Source organism: Streptomyces bohaiensis (genome assembly GCF_012033785.1).
GTDB classification, from domain to species: domain Bacteria; phylum Actinomycetota; class Actinomycetes; order Streptomycetales; family Streptomycetaceae; genus Streptomyces; species Streptomyces bohaiensis.
Window position 1 is genome coordinate 1 of the sequence record NZ_JAAVJC010000323.1, and the last position, 4,964, is coordinate 4,964.

At 72.5% G+C, this 4,964-nt stretch carries 5 protein-coding genes; all 5 read left to right on the top strand.

Going from position 1 to position 4,964, the window contains the following annotated elements; translation table 11 throughout:
* The coding region (locus HCN52_RS21820) for a putative bifunctional diguanylate cyclase/phosphodiesterase (protein ID WP_168090157.1) at positions 1-1,070 on the top strand (1,070 nt) is incomplete at its 5' end.
* A 204-nt stretch (positions 1,071-1,274) separates the two neighbouring features.
* Positions 1,275-1,571, top strand: a complete 297-nt coding sequence (gene gatC / locus HCN52_RS21825) for an Asp-tRNA(Asn)/Glu-tRNA(Gln) amidotransferase subunit GatC (protein ID WP_167935187.1) — start codon at positions 1,275-1,277, stop codon at positions 1,569-1,571.
* A 5-nt stretch (positions 1,572-1,576) separates the two neighbouring features.
* The gene (gene gatA, locus HCN52_RS21830; protein WP_168090158.1) at positions 1,577-3,070 is read left to right on the top strand and encodes an Asp-tRNA(Asn)/Glu-tRNA(Gln) amidotransferase subunit GatA; all 1,494 of its coding nucleotides are present in this window, start codon (positions 1,577-1,579) and stop codon (positions 3,068-3,070) included.
* The gene (locus tag HCN52_RS21835) at positions 3,067-3,291 is read left to right on the top strand and encodes a hypothetical protein (RefSeq protein ID WP_167974529.1); all 225 of its coding nucleotides are present in this window, start codon (positions 3,067-3,069) and stop codon (positions 3,289-3,291) included. The genes gatA and HCN52_RS21835 overlap by 4 nt, the downstream gene beginning before the upstream one ends.
* Before the next feature lie 68 nt (positions 3,292-3,359).
* Positions 3,360-4,868 (top strand): Asp-tRNA(Asn)/Glu-tRNA(Gln) amidotransferase subunit GatB, encoded by a 1,509-nt coding sequence (gene gatB, locus HCN52_RS21840; protein ID WP_168090159.1) that lies wholly within the window; start codon positions 3,360-3,362, stop codon positions 4,866-4,868.
* The last annotated feature ends 96 nt before the right edge of the window (positions 4,869-4,964 follow it).

Here is a 4,964-nt window from a genome sequence, read left to right on the forward strand (position 1 = left end):
CCGCCGCCCCGCCGGGGCAGCCGCGTCCCGGAGGGCGACCGCGCCGCGCCGCGCCCACCGGCGCCACCGAGGAGGCCCCGCCGGAAGCGCGGGCGGCCGAGGCCCTCCTGCGCCAGGCCGACGTCGCTCTCTCCGAGGCCAAGCGCTCCGGCCGCCCCGCGGTGGAGGTCTACGACCGCTCGCGCGATCGCCACACCCCCGGGAGACTCGCGCTGCTCGGTGACCTCCGCGCGGCGCTCGACACCGGTCAGGTCCGCCTCCACTACCAGCCCAAGGTGCGGTTCGACGGATCCGTCGCCGGCTTGGAGGCCCTGGTGCGATGGGACCATCCCGAGCGCGGCAGGGTGGCACCGGACGAGTTCATCGCCGTCGCCGAGTCCTCCGGTCTGATGCCGCGGCTCACCGACTACGTGCTGGAGGCGGCACTGGCCCAGGTCGCGCGCTGGCGCACCGAGGGCATCGCTGTTCCCGTCGCCGTCAACGTGTCGCCCCGGGACGTGCACACCCCGGGTTTCGCGGGAGCGGTCGCCGCGCGCCTCGCGCGCCACGGCGTGCCCGCCGGAGCACTTCAACTGGAGATCACGGAACACGTCCTCCTCGACGACCCGCAGCAGGCAGCCGACACCCTGGCGGGACTCACCGGCCACGGGGTGCGCATGTCGCTGGACGATTTCGGCACCGGGTACTCCTCACTCGTCCACCTGCGGCGCCTGCCGGTGAGCGAGCTGAAGATCGACCGTGCCTTCGTCGCCCGGCTCGCCGAGGACGGCGAGGACGCGGAGATCGTGCGCTGCACGGTGGAGTTGGCGCACTCGCTGGGGTTGGCCGTCGTCGCGGAGGGCGTCGAGGACGGCGAGACGTGGAACCGGCTTCGTGACCTCGGCTGTGACGCGGTGCAGGGCTGGCTGCTCTCGCCCGCCATGCCCGCCTCCCAGACCACCCGTTGGCTCCGTGACCACCACCGGCCCGCCGCCGGGGCGGCGGCCGTCGCCGGGCACGGCCCGGCCGCCCCCGGTCCCGCCCGGGCCCCCCAGCGGCAGCGGGAGGACCCGGCCCGCCCCGCGCCGTGAGCGCCGCGCGGGTGCCCGTAGGGGAGACGCGAGGCTCTCCCTCCGGCGCTCCCACCGTGCCCGGCGACCGTGGCCGCGGCACTCCGCCCGCTCCGGTGCCGCGGACGGCGTCCGTCGGCCGGGCTGCCGTGCGTGGAGCAGGCCGAGCACCCCATAGGATTGGTGGCTCAACCCAGCCCTCGACACAGCAATGAGGATCGCCGCATGCCTGGCATCACGCGCGAGGAGGTCGCCCACCTCGCTCGGCTGGCGCGTCTGGAGCTGTCCAGCGAAGAGCTCGACCACTTCGCCGGTCAACTCGACGACATCATCGGGGCGGTCGCAGCCGTCTCCGACGTCGCCGGAGAGGACGTCCCGCCGACCTCCCACCCGCTGCCGCTGACCAACGTCATGCGACCGGACGAGGTCCGTCCGAGTCTGCCCCCCGAGCAGGTGCTGTCGCAGGCACCCGCAGCCGAGCAGCAGCGTTTCAAGGTGCCCCAGATCCTGGGGGAGGAGTGACCGCCATGACCGACCTGACCAGGCTCACCGCAGCCGAGACCGCCGCGCGGATCGCCGCGGGCGAGGTCACCGCGGTCGAGGTGACCGAGGCGCACCTGGCGCGCATCGACGCCGTGGACGAGAAGGTCCACGCCTTCCTCCACGTCGACCGGGAGGGCGCCCTCGCCCAGGCCCGTGCCGTCGACGCCCGCCGTGCAGCCGGCGAGGAGCTCGGCCCGCTGGCCGGCGTCCCGCTGGCGCTCAAGGACATCTTCACCACCGAGGGCGTACCGACCACCGTCGGATCCAAGATCCTCGAGGGCTGGATCCCGCCCTACGACGCCACCGTGACCAAGCGTCTGAAGGACGCCGGCGTCGTCATCCTCGGCAAGACCAACATGGACGAGTTCGCCATGGGGTCCTCCACCGAGAACAGCGCCTACGGGCCCACCGGCAACCCGTGGGACCTCACCCGCATCCCCGGCGGCTCCGGCGGCGGCTCTTCCGCGGCCATCGCCTCGTACCAGGCGCCGCTCGCCATCGGCACCGACACCGGCGGGTCCATCCGGCAGCCTGCCGCCGTGACCGGCACCGTCGGCGTGAAGCCGACCTACGGCGGGGTCTCCCGCTACGGCATGGTCGCCTTCTCCTCCTCGCTCGACCAGGGCGGGCCGTGCGCGCGCACCGTGCTGGACGCGGCACTGCTGCACGAGGTCATCGCCGGCCACGACCCGCTGGACTCGACCTCCATCGACGCCCCGGTGCCCGACGTGGTCGAGGCCGCCCGCAACGGCACCGTCGCCGGGCTGCGGGTCGGCGTCATCAGCGAGTTCCGCGGCGAGGGCTACCAGGCCGGCGTCATGCAGCGGTTCGACGAGACGGTCGAGCTGCTGCGCGAGCTGGGCGCCGAGGTCGTCGAGCTGTCGTGCCCCTCCTTCACCAAGGCGCTCGCCGCCTACTACCTCATCGCGCCGTCGGAGTGCTCCTCCAACCTGGCGCGGTTCGACGCGATGCGCTACGGCCTGCGCACCGGTGACGACGGCACCCGCTCCGCCGAGGAGGTCACCTCGCTGACCCGCGAGGCGGGCTTCGGTGACGAGGTCAAGCGGCGCATCATGCTCGGCACGTACGCCCTCTCGTCCGGCTACTACGACGCCTACTACGGCAGTGCGCAGAAGGTCCGGACCCTCATCACGCAGGACTTCGAGCGGGCGTTCGCGCAGGTGGACGTGGTCATCTCGCCGACCACCCCCACCACGGCCTTCCCCATCGGGGAGCGTGCCGACGACCCGATGGCGATGTACCTGGCCGACCTGTGCACCATCCCCTCCAACCTCGCGGGCAACGCGGCGATGTCGCTGCCGTGCGGCCTCGCCCCGGAGGACGGACTGCCCGTCGGTCTTCAGATCATCGCTCCGGCGATGGCGGATGACCGGTTGTACCGCGTGGGGGCCGCGGTCGAGGCCGCTTTCCTGGCACGGTGGGGGCATCCCATCCTGGAGGAGGCACCAGCCCTATGAGCAAGCCCAAGTCGAAGCTCGGCGTCTACATTTCCATCGGCACCTCGGTGTTCGGTGTGATCGGCATCGCCAAGCAGCTGCGCAGCGCCCGCGAGGAGCACGACACGCTCCAGCTGGTCGACGGCATCGTCTCCGCCGCCGCCGTCATCACCGGTGTGGCGCTGCTCGGGCGTGAACTGCGCCGCATGAACGAGGACATTCACGATGTCCTCTCCGATTGACCCGCTCCGGGCGCGGGGCCCCCGTCACCGGCGGGCCGCCCACCCCCGCAGCCGAGAGGTACACCCCCGTGACAGTCATTGACCTGGTGTCGTACGAGGACGCGCTCGCGGCCTACGACCCCGTCATGGGCCTGGAGGTCCATGTCGAGCTCGGCACCAAGACCAAGATGTTCTGCGCCTGCGCCACCGCGCTCGGCGCCGAACCCAACAGTCAGACCTGCCCGGTCTGTCTCGGTCTGCCCGGCGCGCTGCCCGTCGTGAACGCGATCGGCGTGGAGTCGGCGGTCCGCATCGGACTCGCGCTGAACTGCGAGATCGCCACCTGGTGCCGCTTCGCCCGGAAGAACTACTTCTATCCGGACATGCCCAAGAACTTCCAGACCTCGCAGTACGACGAGCCGATCGCCTTCAACGGCTACCTCGACGTGCAGCTGGAGGACGGCGAGGTCTTCCGGGTGGAGATCGAGCGCGCCCACATGGAGGAGGACACCGGCAAGTCCACCCACGTGGGCGGCGCCACCGGTCGCATCCACGGCGCGTCCTACTCGCTGCTGGACTACAACCGCGCCGGCATCCCGCTGATCGAGATCGTCACCAAGCCGATCACCGGTGCCGGCGCCCGTGCCCCCGAGGTCGCCCGCGCCTACGTCGCCGAGCTGCGCGAGCTGATCCGTGCCCTCGGCGTCTCCGAGGCCCGGATGGAGATGGGCCAGATGCGCTGCGACGTCAACCTGTCGCTGCGGCCCCACGGCACCGAGAAGTTCGGCACCCGCAGCGAGACGAAGAACGTCAACTCGCTGCGGAGCGTCGAGCGCGCCGCCCGGTTCGAGGTGCAGCGGCACGCCGCCGTCCTCTCCGGCGGCGGCACCATCGTGCAGGAGACGCGCCACTTCCACGAGGAGGACGGCAGCACCACCTCCGGCCGCGTCAAGGAGGAGGCGGAGGACTACCGTTACTTCCCCGAGCCCGACCTGGTGCCGGTCGCCCCGGCCCGCGAGTGGGTCGAGGAGCTCCGCGCCGAGCTGCCCGAGCTGCCCCGGGTGCGTCGCAATCGGCTGCGGGAGGAGTGGGGCATCTCCGAGCACGAGATGCAGTCCGTCCTCAACGCGGGCGCCGTCGACGCGATCGTCGCGACGATCGAGGCGGGGGCCCCGCAGGCCGCCGCCCGCAAGTGGTGGATGGGCGAGCTGGCGCGCCGCGCCAACGAGCAGGGCGTCGACCTGGTGACCCTCCCCATCACCCCGGTGCAGGTCGCCCGGGTCGCGGAACTGGTCGCGGACGGCTCCCTCAACGACAAGCTGGCGCGGCAGGCGATCGAGGGTGTGCTCGCCGGCGAGGGTGAGCCGGACACGGTGGTCGAGAGCCGCGGACTGAAGATCGTCTCCGACGACGGTGCCCTCGGGAAGGCCGTCGACGAGGCCATCGCAGCCAACCCGGGTGTCGCGGACAAGATCCGCGGCGGCAAGGTCGCCGCCGCCGGCGCCCTGGTCGGTGCGGTCATGAAGGCCACCCGTGGCCAGGCCGACGCCGGCCGGGCCCGTGAACTGATCCTGGAGCGGCTGGCTCCGGCCGAGTAGGCACGGCTGCCCGGGCCGGCCGCAGGAGGCCCGGGCTCAGCGCGACGGCCCCGCGCCGTCCACCTCCTCCCGCCACGGGAGCGAGACGGACGGCGC